Consider the following 23508-nt stretch of genomic DNA (forward strand, 5'->3'; position numbering starts at 1 on the left):
GACTGGCTGGTCACAAAGAGCCCATCCTATTGACTCTTGGCCCACCCCGTTTCTGAACGTTGCACTTCGTACTTGAATCCGCCTCTTATAAAAATACGCCAACACCACCACAGGCGGCATCCGCCTTATTTCACATGGCATTCCCGCCGCAGCAAAGCCACGGCGTCCTGCAACGCATGTACCGCGTCGCTTTGCAGCGTCTGCTGCGCCTCATCCACGAAGTCAGCCCACAAACGGAGATAACCGTCCTGGTGTTGCGCGGGCGCATGCTCCAGAATGTACTGGTGCGCCAGATCGGGCTGGATCCCTGATTTCTGGATTTTGCGCACCAGGCCGGCCGCGCCTTTTTCCGTCAACAAGGTTTTGAGTGGGGCTGCGGCCGCCACACACAAAAACAGGGTCAGCAGCGAACCATCGTCGCTGTTGCCGCCGGTGGCTTTGTGCCAGGCCGCCGATGTCTGGCGGTCGTGGTGGTCCACCTCGTTCAGCCCGTCTTCCACCCAGAAATAGCGGCCCATGAAGGCCGGGCTTCGGTCGAAGAGTTGCCGGGCAGGCAGTGCGGGGTCCAGGATTTTCGGGATGTCGGCGATCACGGATTGGCGCACCACCTCGACAGCCGCCCGCAAGTGGGCTGGCAGCTGCGCCGGCAAGGTGATCGTTAGTGCCGACACTTTCGCCTTGGTTTTGCCGGTAGCCAGGGGCAGCGCCTGCTTTTTGCGCAAGGCGGCCACGGTTTTTTCAAAGCTGATCCAGTCCGGCATCTCGCTGCGGCCTGTCGCCAGCATCAACAGCGCGGTGCGAATCACCGCTTCCGCGTCTTTGCCGGCCTCTTCAAGATCATCGGCTTCCAGGCCCAACTGGTCGGCCAGCCAGATGGCCGCGTCTATCACCTGCGCCACCTGCGCGCGTTTGGCCAGTTCGGCCTGGTAGTCGGCCAGGCTGCGCAGCGACCATTTGGCCAGCAGCGGGATGTGCTCGTTGGTAAAACCCCCGCGCTCATTCATGCCGAAGTGGCTGTTCTGCGGCATGGCAATCAGCGCTTTGAGCATGTCCGAGCCGCCTTTGGAGCGGGACAACAGGGAGTGGTCGCGCAGCGACTCGGCGGCTTGCCGCAGATCGCCATCGCAACTGCTTTCCAGGTACAGGCTGACCAGGTTGACCATGCGGTCCCTGGCTTTTTCAAGCTCGGGGCGCAAAAACTCGCTGCCAAAATAACGCGCGATCTGCACCATGCCCTTGGGCGCCTCGCTGCGCATGGCGTCCAGCTTTTGCGCATCGAGCAAGCCGTGCAACACGCCATACTGCAGCGCCTTTTCAAAAAACGGGCGCGCGTCGTAAAGCGAAACCGACGAGGGGACAGAAAAGGCTGGCGTGGACATGGTGAAGTTTTTCGCGGGGTCAGGCCTGACTCAGATCGCCGATTCCTCGTCCGACTCGCGCGCGGTTGGTGTGGCCTTGCCGCGATCGGTATCGCCGGTCTCGACCTTGCCATCGTCCTCTTCTTCGTCCTCGGCCTCTTCTTCGCCAAAGCCCGCATCATGGGCGCTAACCTTGGCGCGCAAGACCATCATCATTTCGATGAACAGGTCGGGGCATTCGTAACGCAAAATCCAGGCGAGTTGCATCCAGTCCTGGTCGGCCACTTCGTCCTGCTCGAGAATGGGTTTCACATAGGCCGAGGCCAGCAACGCGGCTTGGGACAACATCTCGCCGTGGTCTTCCACCGCATCAAAACTGCCGGTGCGGGCAAACGCTTCGACGCGGCTCCACTTTTCAGAAAAGTAGTCGGCCAAGGCTTCGCTGCCGCCCTCCAGATCGCCGATCGCGGTTAAAAATTCCAGCGGGTCCGCGTCGTCCCGGAAGATAACCGCGTTGACCATGCCGCGCAAATGGGTGCGCGTGAAGTCCTTGTAGAGTTTTTCAATCACCACCGCGCGGGCGAACTGTTCGGGCGACACCAGCAGGTTGACCACCGAGGCTTTCGAGTGGTCGTATTCGCGGATGACGGCCAGGATGTCCTTGGGCGGCAACATCTCCAGCACCACCATCAAGGCGGCATCACCCTCGGTATCGGCCAGCTCGACCAGGGCGGATTCGGCACCGACGATGTCGCCGGCCGCAATCAGGGTTTGGGTTTTTTCGATCAGGGCAAGATGGTTCATGGCGGGTTCCGGCTCAATTTTTTGTTCGGTTTATCGGTCTTTGCGGTCAAAGCCTTGATCGACCAGCCAGTCGGCACCCGCCTCTTGCTTGGCCCGGGTATCGCCGCTTTGGTCGTCGCTGCCGTCCCCATCACTGTCCAGGACCATCAAGCCATCGTCGCCGTCGTCTTCCTCGTCGTCCTCATCTTCACCGGATTCGTCGTGGCCACCACGTGCAGCCAGTGCCGCACCGGGCTGGCCAGCCATGAATTCCAGGCCCGCGGCCACGGTCAAAAACTGCTCGCCGCCGGGCGCTTTCAGAATCACGTCGGCCAGGTCCTGCGCCCACGGCGTCAGTTCAATCCCCTCGGCCACGCTGCTCCATGCGGGAAATACGTCTGGCGCATGGCCCAGCAGGTGGTTCATCACCGCTGGCGACTTGAAGTTAAAGCCCTGGTGGAAGATCACCGCCACCATCTCGGGGCTGAGCGCCATCATCTGGAGCAGAAAGTCGATTTCCTTGCGTTTCTCGGCCAGGCGCTGACGCAACACGTCGCGGCCTTCGGAGTCAAACCGCAAGTCATCCATCTCGGACTGGTAGGCCGAACGCAGGTCTAGGAAAAAAGGGGAAATGGTCATGCAGAGTGTTTCGTGGTGCGCGGTTTAGAGCAAGGGGTTGAAATAGGTCTGCCAGATCTCGCGCGCCGTCTCTATCGGGCTGTCGAGCAGGTTGCGCCTGCGGTTGTCGTCGTAGGCCTGGCGTTTGTCCGCATCGGACAACACGTCGTAAGCCTCTTGTACCGCCCGAAACCGTGCGGGCGCCTCAGGCGCGGCGTTTTTATCGGGGTGCCAGGACGAGGCTTGCTGACGAAAGGCTTTTTTGACATCGGCCAGCGTCGCAGCGCTGTCCAGTCCAAGGGTGGTGTAGTGATCGGTCATGCGGGTTGTGCGGGGTCCTGGAAGCGGAAACGACCGGCTTCTGCGGCATGTTGGGAGGGTTCACTGGCCGTCAAAATCGCACCGGGGCGCACAACGAGCGAGCCGATGATTATGCCCGGCCTGTATAACATGCGGGTAATCCGGGCTTTTGCAAGGCACCGGCTCAGGCGGCAGGGCCGGCCTGAAAGCCAGGCGCCGGCCCGAAAAAACCGCCACCCGCGTGGCGGCCCCTCACTCCCACTCGGACAAACGCCCCGATACCAGCCTGAAACGCCGGCCACAACGCGCCGCCAGGGTTTCGTCATGGGTGACCATCACAAAGGCGGTGCCGACATCGCGGGCCAGCTGCAACATCAGCTCAAACACGCCGTCGGCTGTGCTGCGGTCCAAGTTGCCGGTGGGCTCGTCGGCCAGCACGCAGGCCGGCTGCGTGACCAGCGCGCGGGCAATCGCCACCCGCTGGCGCTCGCCGCCCGACAATTCCGCGGGCCGGTGGTGAATGCGGTCTTTCAGACCCACACTCGCCAGCATTTTGGTCGCAATCCGCGCCGATTCAGCGGGGGTTTGACGCCGAATCCACAAAGGCATGGCGACGTTGTCCAGGGCGCTGAACTCCGGCAGCAAGTGGTGAAACTGGTAGACAAAACCCAGGTGCTGGTTGCGCAAATCACCCTGCTCGGTCGCCGACAGCTTGGACAAGGTCTGGCCCTTGAGCTCGACCTGTCCGCTGGTAGGCGCGTCCAGCCCGCCCATCAAATGCAGCAAGGTGCTTTTTCCCGAGCCCGAAGCGCCGACTATCGCCAGCGTTTCGCCGGCCAATACCTGCAGGTCCACGCCATGCAGAACGGTCAGGTCAATCGGTCCTTCGTGGAAACGCTTGGTCAGGCCACTGGCCTTGAGTACCACGTCATTCATAAAAGGAACCCGAAAAGAGTTTCAGAAATTCGGTGTCCGGGATGCAGGACAAGGCGCCCGGAGCGCAGGACACCGGAATGCACTTCGGTGCATGAGGATTCCGAGCACCGCGCAACGCAGTCATGCGCCCGGACAACGGATTTATGAAATTCTTTTCACTCATAACGAAGAGCCTCTGCAGGATTGACGCGGCTGGCACGCCAGCTGGGATAAATAGTCGCCAGAAAAGCCAGCACCAGCGCAATCACCACAATCGGCATGATGTCGGCGTATTGCGGGTCGCTGGGCATGCGGCTGATCAGGTAGATGTCTTTGGGCAAAAAGCTGGCATTCAGCAGCCGCTCCAGCGCCGGCACCAGCACGTCGATGTTGAGCGCGATGCCCAGGCCCAGCAACAGGCCTGACAAGGTGCCGATGACGCCGACCAGAGCGCCCTGCACCATGAAAATACCCATGATGCTTTTCGGGCTGGCGCCCAGGGTGCGCAGGATGGCGATGTCCGCACGTTTGTCGGTCACCGTCATGACCAGGGTGCTGACCAGGTTGAAGGCCGCCACCGCGACGATCAGCGTGAGGATGATGAACATCATGCGTTTTTCGAGTTGCACGGCGGAAAACCAGGTCCGGTTCTGCCGCGTCCAGTCGCGAATCAAGAGGTTGCCACTGAGGCTGTGTGAGAGTTCGGCCGCCACCTCGCGCGCCTGGTTCAGGTCCTTGAGCTTGATACGTATGCCGGTCGGACCTTCGAGCCGGAAAATTTTCGCGGCATCGTCCTGGTGCAACATGACCAGCGCCGAGTCGTATTCAAAATGGCCGGAATCAAAGGTGCCGACCACCGTCATCTGTTTCAGGCGCGGCACCACACCGGCCGGCGTGATCTGGCCGCTGGGGGCGATCAAGGTCACGCTGTCCCCCTCGCGCACCCCCAACGAACGCGCCAACTCGCCGCCCAGCACCACGCCAAACTGGCCGGGCACCAGCTTGGGCAAGGCCGTGTCTTTCAGGTCGACCGCCAGGTCGGTGACCTCACCTTCGTGCGCCGGGTCGATGCCGCGCACCATCGCGCCTTTCATGTCTTCACCGCGGGCCAGCAGGGCTTGCGCGGCGATAAAACTTGCCGCACCCACCACCTGCGGGTTTTGTTTGATCTCGGCCAGGGTTTTTTGCACGTCGGGCAAAGCCGCGCCATTGGGCGCAAACACCTCGATGTGCGAGATCACGCCCAACATGCGGTCGCGCACCTCTTTCTGAAAACCGTTCATCACACTGAGCACAATGATCAGCGCCGCCACCCCCAGTGCGATGCCCAGCATGGAGACACCGGAGATGAAAGAGATAAAACCGTTGCGCCGCGTCGCACGGCCCGCGCGGGTGTAACGCCAGCCCAAAATCAGCTCGTAGGGGATTTGCATGGCGCAATTGTGGCATCAGGCCGGCGCCATCCCGGACAATAGGCGGATGTCCGACAAGCTCCATTTAATAATCCCCGGCGCCGTGCTGCAGCATGAGGCCGGCGCGGCGCTACCGCCGCTGACGCCGAATCTGCGTGCGCTGCTGGCGGCGATGACGCCGGACCAACGACTCGAATGCGGCGAAGACAGCGCCTCCGCGCCTTATGAACTCGCGTTGGCGCAGGCCAACGGCCTGCCGGGCGGTCCCGGCTACATACCCTGGGCAGCCTTTGAGACCGGCACCATCGGCCTGCCTTGCGCCTTTATCCAGCTCTGCCACTGGCAGGTGGGCGCGGACCACATCATGTTGTCGCCGCCGGATCAGTTGGCGGTCGACGAGGCGACCTCGCAGGCCTTATTGGCCGCGATGGCGCCTTATTTTCTGGAAGACGGCATCACGCTGCAGCCCTACGGCCAACTGCCGGGCACCTGGCTGGCCACCGGTGAAGTTTTTCGCGGCCTGCGCAGTATGTCGCTGGACCGGCTGCGGGGGCGGCGCCTGACACCCGCCGTGCTGGACGCGGTCGGCGCCCCGGCCGCCACCTTGCGCCGCCTGCAAAACGAGATGCAGATGCTTCTTTACACCCACCCGGCCAACGACAGGCGGCAGCAACAAGGCCTGGGGCCGGTCAATTCTTTCTGGATCACAGGCGCCGGTGTGCTGGACCACGCTGTTCCCGTCGCATCCCATGTCCGCGTCGAATCGCGCCTGCTCGCGCTTGCGCTGCGCCACGATGCCGCGGCGCTGGCGCAAGCCTGGCAAGAAGTGGACGCCGATGCGTGTGCCAGCCTGCTGGCCTTGCTGCGGGCCGGCGGCGAAGCGCGCCTGACCTTGTGCGGCGAACACGCGGCGCAGAGTTTTGTACCCGCCAAAACCAGTTTTTGGCGCCGAGTTAAGCATGTTTTAGGGCTCCAGCCCATATGGGATGGACGTAGTCAGCTATGAAAATAATAGTACGTGAAGCACCGCCGCGCAGCGTCTGGGCCTTGCAGCAGGCCGGTATCCACCCGCTGCTGGCGCAGTTGTTTGCCGCACGCGGCGTCTTGAACGCCGATGAGCTTGACGACGGTTTGGCCAGGCTGCAGCCGCCATCGTCCATGAAAGGTTGCGCCCAGGCCGCCGTGTTGCTGGCCGATGCGATTGCCGCGCAGAAAAAAATCTGTGTCGTGGCCGACTACGACTGCGACGGCGCCACCGCCTGCGCCGTCGCCCTGCGCGGCCTGCGCCTGCTGGGTGCGACGCAGGCCAGCTACATCGTGCCGGACCGCGTGGTCGACGGCTATGGGTTGACCGCGCCGATTGCCGAACGTGTTAAAGCCACGGGCGCCGACATCCTGGTCACGGTGGACAACGGCATCGCCAGTATGGACGGCGTGGCCCGCGCCAAGGCGCTGGGCATGCAGGTGCTGGTGACCGACCACCACCTGCCGGCGCTGCAAAACGGCCAGATCGTGTTGCCCACCGCCGACGTGATCGTCAACCCGAATCAGCCCGGCTGCGACTTCGAAAGCAAGTCGATTGCCGGCGTGGGTGTGATGTTTTACGTGCTGATGGCGCTGCGCGCTGAATTGCGCAAACGCGGCGTGTTCGATGCGGCCACCCAGCCCAAACTCGACACCTTGCTGCCGCTGGTCGCGCTGGGCACCGTGGCCGACGTGGTCAAGCTTGACGCCAACAACCGCCGCCTAGTCGCGCAAGGCCTCAAACGTATCCGCAGCGGCGCCTTGCCGGCCGGTGTGGCGGCCCTGTTCACGGCCGCCGGCCGCATGGCCGCCGTGGCGACCAGTTTTGACTTTGGCTTTGCCTTGGGGCCACGTATCAATGCCGCGGGCCGGCTCAGCGACATGACCCTGGGCATCGAATGCCTGCTGACCGACGATGCAGGCCGCGCCGACGAATTGGCCAAAACCCTGGACGGCATCAACCGCGAACGCAAGGGCATCGAGGCCGATATGCGCGAGCAAGCGCAGTACGCCGCCGACGCGATGATTGACGAAAACGAAGAACCGCCGCCGGCGATTGCCATTTTTGACCCGGACTTTCACGAAGGGGTGGTCGGCATCGTGGCCTCACGCATCAAGGACAAATTACACCGGCCGACTTTTGTGTTTGCCGCCAGCCAGGCACCGGGCAAGGAACACGAATTCAAAGGTTCGGGCCGGTCTATCCCGGGCTTTCACCTGCGTGATGCGCTGGACCTGGTCGCCAAACGCCACCCCGGCGTGTTGCTACGTTTTGGCGGCCACGCGATGGCGGCCGGCTGCACCATTGCCGAGGAACACTTTGATGTGTTTGAACACGCGCTGCAAGAGGTGGCGCACGAGTGGCTGGACGCCGCCACGCTGACACGCCGGTTGGACACCGACGGCCCGCTGGCGCCCGAATACCGGCGCGCCGACCTGGTGGACACCTTGCACAAGGAAGTCTGGGGCCAGGGTTTTGCGGCGCCCACCTTCAGCGAAGAAGTCGAAGTCGTATCGCAACGCCTGGTCGGCGAAAAACACCTGGCGCTGAAGCTCAAACACCAGGGCCAGCCGGTGGACGGCATCTGGTTTGGCCACACCGAGTCTTTGCCGGCGCGTGTGAAACTGGCCTTCCGGCTGGACGCGGACGAGTGGCAAGGCGTGAAACGTGTGCGCTTCCTGGTGGAGGCGGCGGAGCTGTAGTGCTTGTCCGACGGACCCTGGGTGGGGCAACCTACAACCCGCTGCCGGCGGGATGCCCATGATCTGAACTCCGGGGGCGCCCACATCGGTGCGCCACATCACGTTTCAGAGGACACCATGAACACCATCATTTACATCGTCGGCCTTGTTGTCATCATCGGCTTCGTCCTGTCCTACTTCGGCTTCCGCTGAACTTCAAGCATTTCAGGGCTGTAGCCCAATAACTACGGGCGCAAGCAGCTATTTATTTTGTAGCGCCCGTGCTCCCTGCCCACGCGCTTCCGCTTGACGCAGGATGCCAACCCACTACAAAATAAATAGCTGCTTGCGCCCGCCCCCACAGGGCTGAGGGCCAAAAATACCCACAACTCAGCTCATGATGCTGTATTCGCCGCCACGCTCGATGGCGCGCTGGTAGGCCGGCCTGGCGTGGATACGCTCTAGAAAATTCATCAGGCGCGGCCGGCTGGCAGTAAGCCCGCCGCGCGCCGCCGCCGCTTCCAGCGGAAAACTCAGCTGGATGTCGGCGCCGCTGAACGCATCACCGGCAAACCAGGCGCTTTTGCCCAGCTCACCTTCGAGGTAGTCCAGATGTTGCCGGATCTGCGGCTCGATAAAGCTGCTTTTGGCCTTGCCGGAAATCGCCTTCGCAATCGGTTTGACAAAAAACGGCATGGGTGCGCTTTCTATCTTGTCGAACACCAGCTTGAGCAGCAGCGGCGGCATGGCCGAACCTTCGGCGTAATGCAGCCAGTAGGTGTAACGCAGGCGCTCGGGCGTGCCGGCCGCCGGCGCCAGACGCCCAGCACCATAACGCTCGATCAGATAATCAACAATCGCACCCGACTCGGCCAGGGTCAGATCACCATCGGTGATCACCGGCGACTTGCCCAAGGGGTGCACCGCCCGCAGCGAGGGCGGCGCCAGCATGGTTTTGCGGTCGCGCTCGTAACGCGTGATCTCGTAGGGCAGCGCCAGCTCTTCCAGCAGCCATAAAACCCGCTGCGAACGGGAGTTGTTGAGGTGATGCACAGTGATCATGAAATAGTCCCGGTAAGGTCGTTAGTACTGCAACCCGAACATATCAAAACATGAAAGCGCGTCTTCGCGCCCATGGCTGCGTTGCAACCCTTGCGAAGGCGCATAGCCTTCGCTGCGGCTTGCGCCTTGCCCTGTGCACGAATCCATCACTTTCATTGTGTTTCGCTACTTCCGGGTTGCAGCACGACAGCCAAGGCGAACGCCCATGGTAGGGCATGGCACGACAGCCAGGGTGCATAAAGCCTAAAATGAAACCGTGACTTCCAAAAACATCCTGAACGCCGACCTGCATTGCCACTCTGTGGTGTCGGACGGCACGCTGACCCCGGAGGCACTGGCGGAACGCGCCAAAACCAACGGCGTTGAACTCTGGGCCCTGACCGACCACGACGAAATCGGCGGCCAGCACCGCGCCGCTGCCGCGGCCAAAGCGCAGGGCCTGCGCTACCTGACGGGCACCGAAATTTCGGTGACCTTTGCCAACGAAACCGTGCACATCGTTGGCCTGGGATTTGACCCCGACGACGCGGCCATGCAACAGGGCCTGCACGCCACACGCGGCGGCCGCGGCCAGCGTGCCATGGAAATGTCCGATGGCCTGGCCAAAGTCGGCATCAAGGGCGCCTATGAAGGCGCGCTGAAGTTTGTCGGCAACCCGGAGCTGATCTCGCGCACCCACTTTGCCCGTTTCTTGGTGGAGTCCGGTGTCTGCAAGGAGACCTCCGAGGTCTTTCGCAAATACCTGACCGAAGGCAAACCCGGCTACGTGCCGCACCGCTGGGCCAATCTGCGCGACGCCATCACCTGGATCACCAGCGCCAAAGGGGTGGCCGTGATCGCCCATCCGGGGCGTTACAAGTTCACGCCGAATGAGGAATACGCGCTGTTCACCGAGTTCAAAGCCCATGGCGGCCAAGGCGTCGAGGTGGTCACCGGCAGCCACACCACGCAGGAATACCTGAAATACGCCGAAACCGCCAAGGAGTTCGGCCTGGCCGCCTCGCGCGGCAGCGACTTCCACTGCCCCGATGAAAGCCACACCGACCTCGGCACGCTGCCCTTTTTGCCGGGCGACCTGACACCCGTCTGGGAGCTTCTGGAAGACCGCATCCAGTGAAGCGGGCGCCTTCGGCCCTGGCAGGCATTGCACTGGTCATCGCGGCGGTGGCCTGTTTTGCCACCTTGGACACCACCACCAAATACGTCAGCGCCAGCGTACCTATCTTGATGGCGCTGTGGTTTCGCTATTTTTTCCAGGCCGTGGCCACCACAGCAACGATGCTGCCGCTGAGGGGTTGGCGCGTGTTGCGCACCGCCCATCCGAAATTCCAGTGCCTGCGCGGCCTGCTCTTGCTGATGAGCAGCCTGTTTGCGTTTTTAAGCCTCAAATACATGCCGGTGGCCGAATTCACCGCCATCGGGGCCATCGTGCCTCTGATCATCACCTTGCTGGCGGCCACCGCACTCGGCGAAAAAGTCTCGCCCCTGCGCTGGTCGCTGGTGATAGGCGGCTTTATCGGCACCTTGATCATCATTCGACCGGGCGGCGACGACTTCGACTGGGCCTTGCTGCTGCCGCTGGGCATGGTGGCCACCAACACCGGCTTTCAGGTGCTGACCAGCAAACTGGCCCGGACCGAAGACCCGATCACCATGCATTTGTACACCGGCTGGGTCGGCACGCTGCTGGCCTCGGTGGCCCTGCCTTTTGTCTGGACAAGTTTGCCCTCGTGGTCGCTCTGGGGCTGGTTGCTGCTGATGGGGGTAGCTGCCACGGTCGGGCATTTTCTGCTGATCCTGGCTTACATGCGCACGCCAGCCGCCACACTCACGCCTTATCTCTACGCGCAGATCGCCTTTGCAATGCTGGGCGGCTGGGTCGCTTTTTCCCATGTGCCCGATCGCTGGTCCATGGCCGGCGTGGTGTTGATTGCCATTTGCGGCGCCGCCGGCGCCTGGCTCACGGCACGCGAAAGCCGCGCGCTGAACCAGTTCAACGTGCGGCCGGCCGAATCCTGAAATAATCTGGCATGGCTCAGTTTTTCGAGATCCATCCCGACAACCCGCAAGCCCGGCTGCTCAAGCAGGCCGTGGCCCTGCTCGCGCGCGGGGATATCCTGGCCGTCCCCACCGACTCGAGTTACGCGCTGGTCTGCCAACTCGACGACAAAGCCGCCGCCGACCGCCTGCGCCGCATACGCGGGGTGGACGACAAACACCACCTGACCCTGTTGTGCCGCGACCTCAGCGAGCTGGCCAATTACGCACGTGTCGACAACAAACAATACCGTCTGCTCAAGGCCGCCACACCCGGGCCGTATACCTTCATCCTGGAAGCCAGCAAGGAAGTGCCGCGGCGCCTGAGCCACCCGTCCCGCAAGACCATAGGCCTGCGGGTTCCCGACCGCAAGGGGCTGCAGCTGCTGCTGGAGTTGCACGGCGCCCCTCTGCTAGCGACCACCTTGATCCTGCCCGGCCAGACCGAGCCACTCAACGACGCCAGCGACATTCGCGAGCGCCTGGGCCACGAGCTCGGCGCCGTGGTCGACGCCGGTGCCTGCCCCCAACAACCGACCACGGTGATCGACCTGACCGACATGGGCCAGGGCGGCGAGCCGCTGGTGGTGCGGCAGGGACGCGGTGCGCTGGCAACACTAGGTCTTTAGCGCGCCGAACGGGAATCCGGCCAACGCGGGCTCCCCTTCAAGCAGGGGCCGCGGAATCCGCTTCGCCGGGCCGCAGGCGCAGCGCCCCCTGGTGGGCAGAGAGCTACGCGCAGCGAGCGAATGTGGGGGCATACCGTCCAATGAGACAATTGCCCGCATGGACATTGCCAATCTGATTCAAACCGTCGCCATTTACGCCTTGCCGGTGTTATTTGCCATCACCGTGCACGAGGCGGCGCACGGTTATGTGGCCCGCCACTTCGGTGACAACACCGCCTGGATGCTGGGCCGCGTCACGCTCAACCCGATCAAACACATAGATCCGCTGGGCACCATCCTGATGCCGCTGCTGCTGTATTTCGCGACCTCGGGCGCATTTTTGTTCGGTTATGCCAAGCCGGTGCCGGTGCAGTTTGGCAATTTGCGCAACCCCAAACGCGACATGATCTGGGTCGCGCTGGCCGGTCCGGCCGCCAACCTGATCCAGGCCCTGATGTGGGGCATCCTGTTCTACCTGTTGCAGGGCGCAAGCATCAGCGAGCCGTTTTTCATCAAGATGTGCCAGGCCGGCATCCTGGTCAATGTCGTGATGATGGTGTTCAACCTCTTTCCCCTGCCACCGCTGGATGGCGGCCGCATCGTGGTCGGATTGCTGCCTTACAAGGCGGCGCTGACTTTTTCGCGCATCGAGCCCTGGGGCTTTTTTGTGGTGATGGCGCTGGTGATATCCGGGATCATCAGCAACCTCTGGATGCGCCCGCTGATGGCGCTGACCTATTCCCTGCTTGATATTGTGTTGACGCCCCTGGCCATGCTGGTTCGATGATGACAAACAAACCCCTCAACGCGCCTATGCGCTTTCTCACCGGTATCACCACCACCGGCACGCCCCACCTGGGCAACTACGTCGGCTCGATCCGGCCTTCCGTGGCCGCCAGCCGCGGCGTGGGGGTCGAGAGTTTTTATTTTCTGGCCGACTACCACGCCCTCATCAAGTGTGACGAGCCGGCCCGCATCCAGCGCTCCACCTTGGAGATTGCCGCCAGCTGGCTGGCCGCCGGGCTGGACCCGGAACGCGTGACCTTTTACCGCCAGTCGGACGTGCCGGAAATCCCCGAACTCACCTGGCTGCTGACCTGCGTGACCGCCAAGGGTGTGCTCAACCGCGCCCACGCCTACAAGGCCTCGGTCGACAAAAACACCGCCGCCGGCAACGACCCGGACGCCGATGTCAGCGCCGGCCTGTTCATGTACCCGGTGCTGATGGGCGCCGACATCCTGATGTTCAAGGCGCACCAGGTGCCGGTCGGACGCGACCAGATCCAGCACATCGAAATGGCGCGCGACATGGCGCAGCGTTTCAACCATTTGTACGGCGAACACTTTGTGCTGCCGCAGGCGCTGATCGAAGAGTCCGTGGCCCTGCTGCCCGGCTTGGACGGGCGCAAGATGAGCAAAAGTTATGACAACACCATTCCCCTGTTCACGCCGCGCGAGCAGCTGAAAAAACTCATCGCTGGCATCGTGACCGACTCACGCGCACCGGGCGAGCCCAAAGAGGTGGAAGGCTCGGCGCTGTTCCAGATTTACCAGGCTTTTGCCAGTGCAGAGGAAACCGCCGCGCTGCGCCAGGCCTACAGCGAAGGCATTGGCTGGGGCGACGCCAAACAACTGTTGTTCGAGCGGATTGACCAGGAGGTCGCGCCCATGCGGGCCCACTACCAGGCCTTGATGCAAGACCCGGCGAAAATCGAGGCCACCCTGGTGGCCGGCGCCGAGAAGGCACGCCAACTCGCGAGCCCCTTCATCCGTGAATTGCGCCAGGCCGTGGGTTTGCGCAATCTGGGCAGCCAGGCCGCGCCTGCGCCCAAAGGCAAAGCCGCCAAAACCGCCTTGCCGGTGTTCAAGCAATACCGCGAGGCCGACGGCCAGTTCCATTTCAAGCTGCTCGATGCCCAGGGCCAACTGCTGCTGCAAAGCCAGGGTTTTGCTTCGCCCAAAGACGCCGGGCAGGCGATTGCCCTGCTGCAAACACAGGGCGCCGCCGCCCTGCCGACACTGGCAGGCAAGCTGCAGGCCCTGGACGGCGTGACGCCGGACGCCGTGGCATTGGCCTTGCAACAACTGATCGCGGCCAGCGCCTGACGGTTGGAGGGACGCTGCGGCGCCTTAGCGGTGCCGGCGGCGGCCGTTGTACCTGGCGTTCAGGACGGGGGCAGCATCCCTAAAAATATGAAATAGTCCTGCGATTTATATTTTTGGAGTCCTCGTCAACTTGACCTTGACGAGGTATGCTTACTTTTCGTCCCCAAATTGACAACTTTTCACGTCTTTGAGACTGCCCATGCATATCTTCGTCATAGATGACCATCCATTGATGCGGGAAGCCGTGGTGATGCTGATTCGTCGCCAATACAGCAAAGCCACCGTCGTTGAGCTGGACCGGCTGGACGCAATGGGCGCGGCGGTTGAACAACACGGCATCCCGGACTTCGTCTGCCTGGACCTCAAGCTGCCGGATACCCATGGCGTGTCGGGTGTGCGCGAGTTGCGCCAGCAATACCCCGAGGTACCGATCGCGGTGTTGTCCGCCGCGCCGGCGCTAGATTTTCAGGACTTGTCGCTGGAAGCCGGTGCCGACATCTATATTGAAAAGTCGGCGGGCGCCACCGAGATTGCGAAAGTCCTGAAAACTTTCCTGGACGACAGTTCCGATACAGAAGCCAGCGCAGAACCTGAAAAATTGTCGAAGCGCCAGCGCCAGTTGCTGGTCATGCTGGACAAAGGCATGAGCAACCGCGACATTGCCACCGAGCTGCAAATCAGCGAACACACGGTCAAGGTGCATTTGTGGCGCCTGTTTCGCCGGCTCAATGTCAAAAGCCGATCACAAGCCAGCCACCTCGCCCGCACACAGGGCCTGCTCTAAGTCCCGCCTAAACCCCGTCTCCCAAAGTCGGCACGTCCAGCCGGAAGACCGTGCCCCGGCCAGGCCGCGAGCGCACGCTCAAGCGGCAATTCAGCGCGCTGCACAGCCGCGACACCACGGACAGGCCCAGCCCGAACCCTTCTTCCGTGCCGTTGTGCAGGGCCACGCGGTAAAACTCCTGAAAAATCGCCTGCTGATGTTCGGGCGCAATCCCGACACCGGTGTCCCAGACCTCGATGGCCGGGCCGGCCGGCCCCTGGCGCAGGGCAAGCAAAATGCCGCCGCGCTCGGTATGGCGTATCGCATTGGACAGCAGGTTGCCGATCAGGCGCTTGAGCAATTCGGGGTCTGAGAGCAATTCCGCCGGCACCACGCGTTGACGCAGAACCAGTCCCTTTTCCTGCGCCAGCGGGGCGTATTGCAGCACCATCTCATCCACCAGCGCGGCCAGATCGACCCGCTGCCAGTTCACCTCGATCACATTGGCGTCCAGCTTGGCCAAGTCAAACAGCGAATTAAACAGCGCATTGACCGCCTGCGTCGCCTGCACGATTTTGGGGGTGAGCTGTGTGACCATCTCGGGTTCGGCCCGCAGCCAATCGGCATACAGGCTCAAGGCATGCACCGGCTGGCGCAAATCGTGGGCCGCACTGGCAATAAAACGGTTCTTGATCTCCACGGCCTCCAGCGCCGTGCGGGTTTGCTCAGTCAGCGAGGCGATCAAGGCCGCATTGGCAAACTGCAGCTCCAGGTTTTTTCGCTGCCCCCGGTGAAACCCTTTCCCGGCCGCGCGTACGGCGGCCCAATAAATCAGCACCAGCAGAACCAGGCCGTAGGTCGTGCCGGTTCCGAGAAAAGGCTGCTCCAACACCACGCTGTAAGCCACCGCGGCCAGCGTGCTGCCCGCCAGCCCATTGATATAACCGTTAAAACAACGCCAGGAAGCTGAAAATGCCCCCGTCGCATAACCGGCCATGCCTACCAGCACGATCAGGCAGATGAACTGGTCATACACCGGTGCCTTGCGAAAGTAGAGAAACATCGAACCGCCCCAGAGCACGGCGCTCACGGTCCAGGTCCAGCCGTAACGCGACAGAAAGGCCCGCAGTTGCGCTCCTTCGCTGGCGGCGCTGCGGGCATTGGCGTAGTCGCGGTAATACAGGCTCACCACCCGGTAACGCACCAGCGTCATCAACACCACGGCCAGGGCCCAGCCCAGCAAAGCCGCCTGGTTGACGTCCTGGTACAAAATCGCCACGATCACTGGCAGCACCAGGGTCGCCATGTGCAGCGCCGGCCGGGCATGGCGCATGAAGTTGTGCATCAGCTGCACCTCCACCCAGTCATCACGCGCGGTCATATCGGTCACAAGCTGCGGACTATCGTCATGTGCGGACAAGGCAGCGGAATTCATGCCTGAAGTTTACTGGTCATGAGAACCCAACACCCCCGCCTCAACCCTGCGAAGACGCCGCTCAGACGCAAAAAAGCCCCGACTGGCGGGGCTTTCAGGGGTTTTCCGAAACACGGTGAGGTATTCGGGAGGGCAAGTCGTAGGAGAACCGGACACGGGCTCAACTGTTCAATCCAACAGCATTGCGTTGATTGTTTCGCCCAATACTCGAATTTCGAGGCCTCTGAGGAATCACTTTCACGGGATTGTTGAATGCCGTCGAAACCTGACCTACGTAGGCCCTACCCTGTGAGTTTTTTGAGGCAGGTAGAAATTAGGAGCGAGGGACGTAGCGACATTGAATGCCATCAGGCCTTGGGCATGGCGAGATCAGATGTCCATCCGCGAGGCAAGGCGAACAGCCCTGGCTCACGATCAACACGATCACGCTTGTGCGCGTCGGAATTTTTTACACTTCATTAACACTTTCATCGACATCAATACATAAAGTCTTGATTTCTATAAGAAATTTACAAGTGGTATGAATCGTGCTTGATGGCAAGCGTACACCACCATGCCCCCATTCAAGGAGTTCTTCATGAGCCTCAAAAAAATCATTCAAGTCGCAGCCCTTTGTGGAGGATTGATTGGATTCGGAGGGGGGGCCAGCGCGTCGGTGATAACTTTCAATAATGTCAACGACACGGGCGCCATCCTGTATTCGACCACCCGCGATGGCGCCACACTTTCCGCGATCATGCAGTTCACGCTCAGCGCCATATCGAACAACAGTGCCACATTTGCGCTGACAGTAGCGAACAACTCCAGTGGCCCGGGCAGCAATCGCTTGATGTCGTTTGGCATTGACACGGTCAGCCCTACATTGACGGGTGCGTCAGCCACAGGAAGCTGGGACGCCGGTATCAACCAAAACCTCCCCTCATTCCAGACCGTCGACCTGTGTATTTGGCGCAGCAATAACTGCTCCGGCGGAAATATCAACAACGGCCTTGGCGAAGGGCTATCCGACATTTTTTCGCTGATTTTGACAACGGCCGGCAACTTCACGAATGGAATTTCGTTCACGAGCCCCTATGGGGTGAAATTCCAGGATGTCGGAACAGCGGGCAACTCCTATGAGTTCGCTGGCTGCATTGTCGGTAGCCCTGGTTGCGGCCCCACGCCCCGCCAAGTCATCCCTGAACCCGCTTCGATTGCACTGGTTGGCCTGGGCTTGCTGGGCATCGCACTTGGGCGCCGCCGCCGCGCGTGAGCGTGCAACGCCAGCCAAGAGGAGGGGCTGGTGCGCCCCAACTTCCCGCGTTGGACGACTGACACCGTAGCGCGTGACCACCGTTTTGGGCCAGCGTCTCGGCTTAGGGCTCGAGCTTGCTTGAACTGACCCACCTTGCCTACCTGGGCTCCCTCTCATCTGATTGCCGGTACTTCTTCGCTGTGTTGCGAGCCAGGGCTGTACGCCTTGCCATCTCGCGGATGGACATGTGTTCTCGCCATGCCCAAGGCCTGATGGCATTCAATGTCGCCACGTCTATGTGGTCAGAAATATGGCCCGACAACAAAAAAAGCCACCCAAAGGTGGCTTTTCTCATTCTAAATCAAGGACTTAGAATTTTTTACTGGCGGAGAGGGTGGGATTCGAACCCACGGTACCTTGCGGTACGCCTGATTTCGAGTCAGGTACATTCGGCCACTCTGCCACCTCTCCTGATTCAAGCCTGCAATTCTAACAGGCTCTAGATAGAGCCCCCACGCTTGTCACTTCGTGTACTGCGCTGCCCCCCGTGGGGGCTGTGCTTGCTTGGGGCGGCCCTGCGCGGCGCACTTGCGTTCGGCAAGCAACCGTCAGGGCTTCAGCACCGTCATGCCCCCCATATAAGACTGCAGCACCTCGGGCACGATCACCGAGCCATCGGCCTGCTGGTAGTTCTCCAGCACCGCGACCAAGGTCCGGCCCACCGCCAGGCCGGAGCCGTTGAGGGTGTGCACAAATTCGTTTTTGCCCTGGGCATTCTTGAAGCGGGCCTGCAGGCGGCGCGCCTGGAAGGCTTCGCAGTTGGAGACCGAGCTGATCTCGCGGTAGGCGCTCTGGCCGGGCAACCAGACTTCCAGGTCATAGGTCTTGCTGGCGCCAAAACCCATGTCACCGGTGCACAGCAACATCACGCGATACGGCAGGCCGAGTTTTTGCAGTATCGTTTCGGCGTGGCCGGTCATGGCTTCGAGGGCGTCGTAGCTGTGCTCAGGATGCACGATTTGCACCATCTCGACCTTGTCGAACTGGTGCTGGCGAATCATGCCGCGGGTGTCGCGGCCGTAGCTGCCGGCTTCGGAGCGGAAACACGGGGTGTGCGCCGTGAACTTGAGCGGCAACTCGCCCTCGGCCACGATCTCGTCGCGCATGAAGTTGGTCAGCGGCACTTCCGAGGTCGGAATCAGGTACAGCGCGGCGTTCTCGGCCTCTCCTTCCTGGCCACCCTTCTTGGCGGCAAACAGGTCTTCTTCAAACTTGGGCAACTGGCCGGTGCCGCGCAGCGAGTCGGCGTTGACGATGTAGGGCACATAACACTCGGTGTAGCCATGTTCCTGCGTCTGCACGTCGAGCATGAACTGGGACAAAGCCCGGTGCAGGCGCGCCAGCGACCCTTGCATCACGGTGAAACGTGAACCGGTCAGCTTGGTGCCGAGTTCAAAGTCCAGCCCCAGCGGCTGGCCAACATCCACATGGTCCCTGGCTTCAAACGCCAGCGCCGCGGGTGTGCCGCCCACGCCTTGCGCCGGGCTCCATTTGCGCACCTCGACATTGCCGGCCTCGCCTGCACCTTGCGGCACGCTGTCGTGCGGCAGGTTGGGCACGGCCAGCAGCAGCGCCTGCATCTCGCTCTGGATCACGTCCAGACGCAAGGCGCAACTTTCCAGCTCGGCCTTGAAGGCGGTGACCTGCGCCATCACAGGCGCCGCGTCTTCGCCCTTGGCCTTGAGCTGGCCGATTTGTTTGGACAGAGTGTTGCGCTGGTTTTGCAGCTCTTCGGTGCGGATTTGCTGCGTCTTGCGCTCGGCCTCCAGCGCCTGGAAAGCCTCCACATTCAGAAAGGCTTGCGGATTTTTGCGGGTTTGCAGGCGCGCAATCACCGAGGGAAGGTCTTTTCGGAGCAGGTTGATGTCTAACATGCGCCGATTTTAATGGAGCGCCCGCCGCCCCACCCCAAAGACTCAAGCCAGGGTGGCCGGGTCCAGATTGGCGCCGCAGATGATGAGGCAGACTTTTTCATCGGCACGTGGCACATACACGCCGCTGTGCAGCGCCGCCAGCGGCAAGGCCGCCGCCGGTTCCACGGCCAGTTTCAGCTCTTTCCACAACCAGAGTTGCGCCGCACGAATGGCCTCGTCGCTGAGCAACAAGGCATCCTGCACATGGGCTTGTGTTGCGGTCCAGGCGAGCCCGCCAATCCGTTTGGCGCCCAGCGAATCGGCGGCGATGCCAGCCACACCCACGTCCACCGGCTGGCCGGCTTCACGGGCCTTGAACAGGGTTGGCGCCAGCTCCGGCTCCAGCGCCACCACGCGCGAACGGCGTTCAAACCAATGGGCAATACCGCCGATCAAGCCGCCGCCACCGACGCTGACCAGCACCGTATCCGGCAGTCCGGCCTGTTCTTCGATTTCCAGCGCCAGGGTGCCGGCACCGGCCAGCACTTCGGGCTGGTCGTAGGCATGGGTCAACAAGGCGCCGGTTTCCTGCTGGCGCGCCAGACAGGCTTGCAGCGCTTCGGCATAAGCCGCCCCCGTCACTACCACCTGCGCGCCCAGCGCCGCGAGCCGGACGCGTTTGGCGGCGGGCGACACCTCGGGCACAAACACCTCGCAGCGCACACCGAGCTCACGCGCCGCCGCGGCGGTGGCAATGCCGGCGTTGCCACCCGAGGCCACAATCACGCCGCTGGCCGGAATCGGGTTGGACAACAGGCGGTTCAACATGCCGCGCGCCTTGAAGCTGCCACCGGTCTGCAAATGTTCGAGCTTGAGCCAGACTTCGGCGCAGGCCACGCCCAAGGCGCGACCGGGCAGCTTCATCACCGGAGTTTTATGAATAAAGTGGCTGTAGCCCTTTAAGAACGAGCGCTGGCAGCTCTCGATTTGATAGCGATCGCTCATCATTCAAGAGTCCGCGTGCAGGTCGCTGCCAATCGCGTCCAGCGCGGGGCCGTCCATGCGCAGCCCCTTGGGCAGCGGGAACTTGATGGTTTCTTCAATGCCTGGCATCTTGCGTACCGACACGGCGCCCAGCGCCTTGATGCGGTCTATCACCTGCTTGACCAGGATTTCCGGGGCCGAGGCACCGGCCGTCAGGCCGACGCGGCTTTTGCCCTCGAACCAGGCGGGCTGCAACTCGCTGGCGTCGTCGACCATGTAGGACTCGGTGCCCAGCTTGACCGCCAGCTCGCGCAGGCGGTTGCTGTTGGAGCTGGTCGGGCTGCCGACCACGATCAGAATATCCACCTGCGGACTCATCACCTTGACCGCGTCCTGCCGGTTTTGTGTGGCGTAACAGATGTCCTGCTGTTTGGGTTCGCGCACCTGCGGGAAACGCGCCTTGACGGCGGCGCTGATCTCGGCGGCATCGTCCACGCTCAGGGTGGTTTGTGTCACCACCGCCAGCTTGGCGGTCTGCGCGGGGTTGATACGCGCCACGTCGGCCACGTCTTCGACCAGGTGGATGCCGCTGTCGAGCTGGCCCATGGTGCCTTCGACCTCGGGGTGGCCCTTGTGGCCAATCATGATGAACTCGTAACCTTCGCGGTGAAGCTTGGCGACTTCGACATGCACCTTGGTCACCAGCGGGCAGGTGGCGTCAAAAATCTGGAAGCCGCGGGCCTCGGCCTCGCGCTCCGTGGCCTTGCTGACGCCATGGGCGCTGAAGACCAGGGTGGCGCCGGGCGGCACGTCATCGAGGTCTTCGATGAAGATCGCGCCTTTCCCCTTGAGTTCGTTGACGACGTAGGTGTTGTGCACAATTTCGTGGCGCACATAAATCGGCGCGCCGAACTTGGCCAAGGCACGTTCGACAATTTCAATCGCCCGGTCGACACCGGCGCAAAAGCCGCGCGGCTCGGCGAGGAGGATGACCCCCACGCTTGTCGCTTCGCGTACTGCGCTGCCCCCCGAGGGGGCTAATTTTCCTAGGGGCGGCCCGTCGGAAAATTGCTCTTTGTTTGTCATCTTGTCGTTGCCGGTCATAAAACACCAATCACGTGAACCTCAAACACCACCGGCTGACCGGCCAGCGGGTGGTTGAAGTCAAACTGCACGGCGTCGCCGGCTTCCTTGACCTGTTGCACCGCGCCGGCGTATTGGCCCATGCCGTTGGGCGTCGGGAACTGCACCACATCACCCAGGTTGTATTTTTCGTCCGGGGCGCCCAGTTCGTTGAGCAGCTTGCGCGCCACCCACTGCAGCAGCTCGGGATTGCGCTCGCCAAAGGCCTCGCCGGCGGCCAAGTCGAACGTGGTGCGTGTGCCTTCCGGCAAACCCAGCAGGCGCTGCTCGATGGCCGGCGACAACTCGCCCGTGCCCAGGCTCAAGGTGGCTGGTTTGCCGGCAAAGGTGTTGATGATGTCGGCGCCGTCCGGGCCGGCCATGCGGTAATGCAGGGTCAGAAAAGAACCTGGCTGAATCAGGACGGGCGCGGGGGTTTCCACAATAGACATAGGACTTTCGGCGATCAGCGCACTGGGCTGACGGATATGTGTAGGGTCAGCCTGGCGGCTAGCAAGTGTTTGTAAACTGCCCCTATTGTAGAAAATGCTGTAGCGACGGGGGCAAGCCGCCGTTTTACCCCTGATACTGCCCTTGTGATGGTGTTTTTCACCCCCTGCCTGAGGCCCCCATGCTTTTGAAAGACCTGCCCGAGGACGCCCGCCCGCGCGAAAAGCTGCTGGCCCGTGGCGCCGGCGCCTTGAGCGACGCCGAGCTGCTGGCCTTGCTGCTGCGCTCCGGCCTGCCCGGCAAAAACGCCTTGCAAATGGGTCAGGAACTGGTGGACACCTTTGGCGGCGTCGCCGGCCTGTTGCACACCGGCCCGGAAGCGCTGAAAAGCATCAAGGGCCTGGGCCCGGCCAAACGTGCCGAACTGGTTGCCGTGCTGGAACTGGCGCGCCGTGCACTGGCGCAGCAACTGCAGGACAAGCCGCTGTTTTCCACGCCGCAGGCGGTGCGCGACTATTTGCAGCTGCAGCTGGGCAGCCGCCCGCATGAAATATTTGCCGTCTTGTTTCTGGACAGCCAGCACCGCTTGATTGCGCTGGAAGAGTTGTTTCGCGGCACCCTGACCCAAACCAGCGTCTACCCGCGCGAAGTTGTTGTGCGTGCCCTGGCCTTGAATGCCGCCAGCGTGGTGCTGGCGCACAACCACCCCAGCGGCGCGGCGGAACCGTCACGCGCCGACGAGGCCCTGACACAAACGCTCAAATCCGCGCTGGCCCTGGTCGATGTGCGGGTGCTGGACCACTTTGTGGTGACCCGCAGCCAGGCGGTGTCCATGGCCGAGCTGGGCCTGCTTTGACTTTGAGATTGCCATGAGCGCCAAACACCCCGCCATCAAGGACTTGAAGGGCCTGAAAACCATCAAGCTCGAAATCGATACACGCGCGCGCCACGAAGCCGAGCAGAAAGCGGCACGTGCCGCCGCCGCGGCCAAGGCCCGGGCCGACAAAAACCTGTTTTCACACGCCATCGGCCCCGTCAAGGCCTTGCCCGTCAAACACCGGCCCGGCCACCGGGCCAAGCTGGTGGTGGCCCCGCCAGCACCGATTCCTGTGCAACAGATGCGCGACGAAGCATCGGTGATGCGCGAAGCGCTGTCCGACGAGTTTGACGCCGAAACCCTGCTCGGCACCGACGAGGCCCTGAGTTTTCGCCGGCCCGGCATGGGGCCGGACGTGGTGCGCAAGCTGCGCCGCGGCAACTGGAGCATCCAGCGCCAGATCGACCTGCACGGCCTGCGCCGCGACGAGGCGCGCGACACCTTGTCGGTGTTTATCCGCGAAGCCCACAAGGCCGGCCTGCGCTGCGTGCGCGTGGTCCACGGCAAAGGCCTGGGTTCACCCGGCAAAACCCCGGTGCTCAAGGGCCGGGTGCAAAGCTGGCTGATCCAGAAAGTCGAGGTGCTGGCTTTTGTGCAGGCGCGGCCGGCCGAAGGTGGCGCCGGCGCGCTGGTGGTGTTGCTGGCGCAAAGCTGAGCGGCCTTCATTCGCTATTGATTCAATAGCTGCTTGCGCCCGTCCTGATTGGGCTAGAGACCAATTTCATTCAAAAATCGAAAAAAAACAGGCACAAAGCCTGTTTTTTT

Annotated in this window: 23 protein-coding genes, 1 tRNA gene and 1 pseudogene; 11 read left to right on the top strand and 14 right to left on the bottom strand. The window is 62.2% G+C overall.

What is annotated here, in order from left to right:
• Window positions 1-125 precede the first annotated feature (125 nt).
• From R6254_RS07015 to R6254_RS07040, 6 genes are all read right to left on the bottom strand, one after another.
• Window positions 126-1379, bottom strand: coding sequence for a hypothetical protein (locus R6254_RS07015; RefSeq protein WP_318405507.1), 1254 nt, complete (start codon window positions 1377-1379; stop codon window positions 126-128).
• A gap of 30 nt (window positions 1380-1409) precedes the next feature.
• Window positions 1410-2162, bottom strand: coding sequence for a hypothetical protein (locus R6254_RS07020; RefSeq protein ID WP_318405508.1), 753 nt, complete (start codon window positions 2160-2162; stop codon window positions 1410-1412).
• A gap of 30 nt (window positions 2163-2192) precedes the next feature.
• Window positions 2193-2780 (bottom strand): hypothetical protein, encoded by a 588-nt coding sequence (locus tag R6254_RS07025; protein ID WP_318405510.1) that lies wholly within the window; start codon window positions 2778-2780, stop codon window positions 2193-2195.
• Window positions 2781-2804: 24 nt separating this feature from the next.
• A complete protein-coding gene (locus R6254_RS07030) occupies window positions 2805-3080 on the bottom strand; it encodes a DnaJ domain-containing protein (protein ID WP_318405512.1) in 276 nt (91 codons plus the stop codon).
• Between the two features lie 231 nt (window positions 3081-3311).
• The gene (gene lolD, locus R6254_RS07035) at window positions 3312-3995 is read right to left on the bottom strand and encodes a lipoprotein-releasing ABC transporter ATP-binding protein LolD (RefSeq protein ID WP_318405514.1); all 684 of its coding nucleotides are present in this window, start codon (window positions 3993-3995) and stop codon (window positions 3312-3314) included.
• A 155-nt stretch (window positions 3996-4150) separates the two neighbouring features.
• A complete protein-coding gene (locus tag R6254_RS07040; protein ID WP_318405516.1) occupies window positions 4151-5407 on the bottom strand; it encodes a lipoprotein-releasing ABC transporter permease subunit in 1257 nt (418 codons plus the stop codon).
• Window positions 5408-5453: 46 nt separating this feature from the next.
• Between R6254_RS07040 and R6254_RS07045 the strand changes: the two genes are divergently transcribed.
• Window positions 5454-6392 (top strand): phosphoglycerate mutase, encoded by a 939-nt coding sequence (locus R6254_RS07045; protein WP_318405518.1) that lies wholly within the window; start codon window positions 5454-5456, stop codon window positions 6390-6392.
• Window positions 6389-8113 carry a single-stranded-DNA-specific exonuclease RecJ gene (gene recJ, locus R6254_RS07050; RefSeq protein ID WP_318405519.1) on the top strand — a complete coding sequence of 575 codons (1725 nt, stop codon included), beginning with the start codon at window positions 6389-6391 and terminating at the stop codon, window positions 8111-8113. Before R6254_RS07045 ends, recJ begins: the two co-directional genes overlap by 4 nt.
• A gap of 369 nt (window positions 8114-8482) precedes the next feature.
• On the opposite strand, the gene R6254_RS07055 is transcribed toward recJ, so the two are convergent.
• Window positions 8483-9154, bottom strand: coding sequence for a glutathione S-transferase (locus tag R6254_RS07055; RefSeq protein WP_318405521.1), 672 nt, complete (start codon window positions 9152-9154; stop codon window positions 8483-8485).
• Between the two features lie 256 nt (window positions 9155-9410).
• Here R6254_RS07055 and R6254_RS07060 point away from each other — a divergent pair, with 256 nt between their 5' ends.
• The 6 genes from R6254_RS07060 to R6254_RS07085 all read left to right on the top strand — a co-directional run bounded on the left by R6254_RS07060 (window position 9411) and on the right by R6254_RS07085 (window position 14749).
• The gene (locus tag R6254_RS07060; RefSeq protein ID WP_318405522.1) at window positions 9411-10271 is read left to right on the top strand and encodes a 3',5'-nucleoside bisphosphate phosphatase; all 861 of its coding nucleotides are present in this window, start codon (window positions 9411-9413) and stop codon (window positions 10269-10271) included.
• Window positions 10268-11173, top strand: a complete 906-nt coding sequence (locus R6254_RS07065; RefSeq protein WP_318405524.1) for a DMT family transporter — start codon at window positions 10268-10270, stop codon at window positions 11171-11173. Before R6254_RS07060 ends, R6254_RS07065 begins: the two co-directional genes overlap by 4 nt.
• An 11-nt stretch (window positions 11174-11184) precedes the next feature.
• Window positions 11185-11820, top strand: a complete 636-nt coding sequence (locus R6254_RS07070; RefSeq protein WP_318405526.1) for an L-threonylcarbamoyladenylate synthase — start codon at window positions 11185-11187, stop codon at window positions 11818-11820.
• 157 nt (window positions 11821-11977) lie between these two features.
• Entirely contained in the window at window positions 11978-12646 is a 669-nt protein-coding gene (locus R6254_RS07075) for a site-2 protease family protein (protein ID WP_318405528.1), read from the top strand.
• Window positions 12643-13965, top strand: coding sequence for a tryptophan--tRNA ligase (locus tag R6254_RS07080; RefSeq protein ID WP_412103125.1), 1323 nt, complete (start codon window positions 12643-12645; stop codon window positions 13963-13965). The genes R6254_RS07075 and R6254_RS07080 overlap by 4 nt, the downstream gene beginning before the upstream one ends.
• Window positions 13966-14164: 199 nt before the next feature.
• Complete coding sequence (locus R6254_RS07085) at window positions 14165-14749, top strand: response regulator transcription factor (RefSeq protein ID WP_318405531.1); 585 nt, start codon at window positions 14165-14167, stop codon at window positions 14747-14749.
• A 7-nt stretch (window positions 14750-14756) separates the two neighbouring features.
• Here R6254_RS07085 and R6254_RS07090 read toward each other — a convergent pair whose 3' ends face one another.
• The gene (locus tag R6254_RS07090; protein WP_318405533.1) at window positions 14757-16163 is read right to left on the bottom strand and encodes a sensor histidine kinase; all 1407 of its coding nucleotides are present in this window, start codon (window positions 16161-16163) and stop codon (window positions 14757-14759) included.
• 577 nt (window positions 16164-16740) lie between these two features.
• Between R6254_RS07090 and R6254_RS07095 the strand changes: the two genes are divergently transcribed.
• The gene (locus tag R6254_RS07095; RefSeq protein WP_318405535.1) at window positions 16741-17415 is read left to right on the top strand and encodes a cistern family PEP-CTERM protein; all 675 of its coding nucleotides are present in this window, start codon (window positions 16741-16743) and stop codon (window positions 17413-17415) included.
• 142 nt (window positions 17416-17557) lie between these two features.
• On the opposite strand, the pseudogene R6254_RS07100 reads toward R6254_RS07095, so the two are convergent.
• From R6254_RS07100 to R6254_RS07125, 6 genes and pseudogenes are all read right to left on the bottom strand, one after another.
• Window positions 17558-17752 (bottom strand): annotated as a pseudogene (locus tag R6254_RS07100) (hypothetical protein); the annotation flags it as partial.
• 28 nt (window positions 17753-17780) lie between these two features.
• Window positions 17781-17868: transfer RNA gene (locus tag R6254_RS07105), tRNA-Ser, on the bottom strand.
• 137 nt (window positions 17869-18005) lie between these two features.
• Window positions 18006-19331 (bottom strand): serine--tRNA ligase, encoded by a 1326-nt coding sequence (gene serS, locus R6254_RS07110; protein ID WP_318405537.1) that lies wholly within the window; start codon window positions 19329-19331, stop codon window positions 18006-18008.
• A 42-nt stretch (window positions 19332-19373) separates the two neighbouring features.
• Window positions 19374-20315, bottom strand: a complete 942-nt coding sequence (locus tag R6254_RS07115; RefSeq protein ID WP_318405539.1) for a threonine/serine dehydratase — start codon at window positions 20313-20315, stop codon at window positions 19374-19376.
• 3 nt (window positions 20316-20318) lie between these two features.
• Complete coding sequence (ispH, locus tag R6254_RS07120) at window positions 20319-21293, bottom strand: 4-hydroxy-3-methylbut-2-enyl diphosphate reductase (protein WP_318405541.1); 975 nt, start codon at window positions 21291-21293, stop codon at window positions 20319-20321.
• A 101-nt stretch (window positions 21294-21394) separates the two neighbouring features.
• Window positions 21395-21868 (bottom strand): FKBP-type peptidyl-prolyl cis-trans isomerase, encoded by a 474-nt coding sequence (locus R6254_RS07125; protein WP_318405542.1) that lies wholly within the window; start codon window positions 21866-21868, stop codon window positions 21395-21397.
• 179 nt (window positions 21869-22047) lie between these two features.
• Here R6254_RS07125 and radC point away from each other — a divergent pair, with 179 nt between their 5' ends.
• Both radC and R6254_RS07135 read left to right on the top strand, forming a co-directional pair.
• The gene (gene radC, locus R6254_RS07130; RefSeq protein WP_318405544.1) at window positions 22048-22722 is read left to right on the top strand and encodes a RadC family protein; all 675 of its coding nucleotides are present in this window, start codon (window positions 22048-22050) and stop codon (window positions 22720-22722) included.
• Window positions 22723-22735: 13 nt separating this feature from the next.
• Complete coding sequence (locus R6254_RS07135; protein ID WP_318405545.1) at window positions 22736-23398, top strand: Smr/MutS family protein; 663 nt, start codon at window positions 22736-22738, stop codon at window positions 23396-23398.
• Window positions 23399-23508 lie beyond the last annotated feature (110 nt).

The organism is Polaromonas potterensis (assembly GCF_033446725.1).
Taxonomy (GTDB): Bacteria; Pseudomonadota; Gammaproteobacteria; order Burkholderiales; family Burkholderiaceae_C; genus Polaromonas.

Coding starts and splice junctions, on each gene's coding strand:
- R6254_RS07135 (WP_318405545.1), top strand. CDS start 22,736: ATGAGCGCCAAACACCCCGCCATCAAGGACTTGAAGGGCCTGAAAACC.
- radC (WP_318405544.1), top strand. CDS start 22,048: ATGCTTTTGAAAGACCTGCCCGAGGACGCCCGCCCGCGCGAAAAGCTG.
- R6254_RS07025 (WP_318405510.1), bottom strand. CDS start 2,780: ATGACCATTTCCCCTTTTTTCCTAGACCTGCGTTCGGCCTACCAGTCC.
- R6254_RS07085 (WP_318405531.1), top strand. CDS start 14,165: ATGCATATCTTCGTCATAGATGACCATCCATTGATGCGGGAAGCCGTG.
- lolD (WP_318405514.1), bottom strand. CDS start 3,995: ATGAATGACGTGGTACTCAAGGCCAGTGGCCTGACCAAGCGTTTCCAC.
- R6254_RS07030 (WP_318405512.1), bottom strand. CDS start 3,080: ATGACCGATCACTACACCACCCTTGGACTGGACAGCGCTGCGACGCTG.
- R6254_RS07125 (WP_318405542.1), bottom strand. CDS start 21,868: ATGTCTATTGTGGAAACCCCCGCGCCCGTCCTGATTCAGCCAGGTTCT.
- R6254_RS07055 (WP_318405521.1), bottom strand. CDS start 9,154: ATGATCACTGTGCATCACCTCAACAACTCCCGTTCGCAGCGGGTTTTA.
- R6254_RS07070 (WP_318405526.1), top strand. CDS start 11,185: ATGGCTCAGTTTTTCGAGATCCATCCCGACAACCCGCAAGCCCGGCTG.
- R6254_RS07095 (WP_318405535.1), top strand. CDS start 16,741: ATGAGCCTCAAAAAAATCATTCAAGTCGCAGCCCTTTGTGGAGGATTG.
- R6254_RS07080 (WP_412103125.1), top strand. CDS start 12,643: ATGATGACAAACAAACCCCTCAACGCGCCTATGCGCTTTCTCACCGGT.
- R6254_RS07115 (WP_318405539.1), bottom strand. CDS start 20,315: ATGAGCGATCGCTATCAAATCGAGAGCTGCCAGCGCTCGTTCTTAAAG.
- recJ (WP_318405519.1), top strand. CDS start 6,389: ATGAAAATAATAGTACGTGAAGCACCGCCGCGCAGCGTCTGGGCCTTG.
- R6254_RS07020 (WP_318405508.1), bottom strand. CDS start 2,162: ATGAACCATCTTGCCCTGATCGAAAAAACCCAAACCCTGATTGCGGCC.
- R6254_RS07040 (WP_318405516.1), bottom strand. CDS start 5,407: ATGCAAATCCCCTACGAGCTGATTTTGGGCTGGCGTTACACCCGCGCG.
- R6254_RS07075 (WP_318405528.1), top strand. CDS start 11,978: ATGGACATTGCCAATCTGATTCAAACCGTCGCCATTTACGCCTTGCCG.
- R6254_RS07090 (WP_318405533.1), bottom strand. CDS start 16,163: ATGAATTCCGCTGCCTTGTCCGCACATGACGATAGTCCGCAGCTTGTG.
- R6254_RS07015 (WP_318405507.1), bottom strand. CDS start 1,379: ATGTCCACGCCAGCCTTTTCTGTCCCCTCGTCGGTTTCGCTTTACGAC.
- R6254_RS07045 (WP_318405518.1), top strand. CDS start 5,454: ATGTCCGACAAGCTCCATTTAATAATCCCCGGCGCCGTGCTGCAGCAT.
- serS (WP_318405537.1), bottom strand. CDS start 19,331: ATGTTAGACATCAACCTGCTCCGAAAAGACCTTCCCTCGGTGATTGCG.